Origin of the sequence: Mesorhizobium sp. M00.F.Ca.ET.216.01.1.1, from assembly GCF_004010325.2 — a bacterium.
Lineage (GTDB): Bacteria > Pseudomonadota > Alphaproteobacteria > Rhizobiales > Rhizobiaceae > Mesorhizobium.
Genome location: NZ_SADR02000514.1, coordinates 1 through 290, shown reverse-complemented (window position 1 = coordinate 290; position 290 = coordinate 1). Strand labels below are relative to the sequence as shown.

Annotated in this window: 1 protein-coding gene; it reads left to right on the top strand. The window is 60.3% G+C overall.

The genetic code is table 11. The annotated features are described in order from the left end of the window. Positions 1-290, top strand: a 290-nt coding sequence (locus tag EN859_RS37230) for a BamA/TamA family outer membrane protein (RefSeq protein WP_145972014.1), incomplete at both ends; no start/stop codon positions are given.

Genomic DNA, 290 nt, shown 5'->3' with positions numbered 1-290 from the left:
CCATCGACGACATGAAGAACCCGCATGAAGGGTTATACGTCAACGGCACGACCGAGGTCGCCGGTCTGGGCGGCGATGCCAAGTGGGTGAAGGTGACCGGGCGTGCGAGCGTCTATGAGACCTTGTCGGAGCAGCTTGACCTTGTAGGTCTCGTCTCGGGCGGCGCTGGGTACATTGCTGGCTACGGCAGTGGTGATCTACGCATCTTTGACCACTTCCAGAGCAACGACCGCATGATCCGCGGTTTCGAATATGGCGGTATCGGTCCTGTCGATAGCAACGGGGCGGGC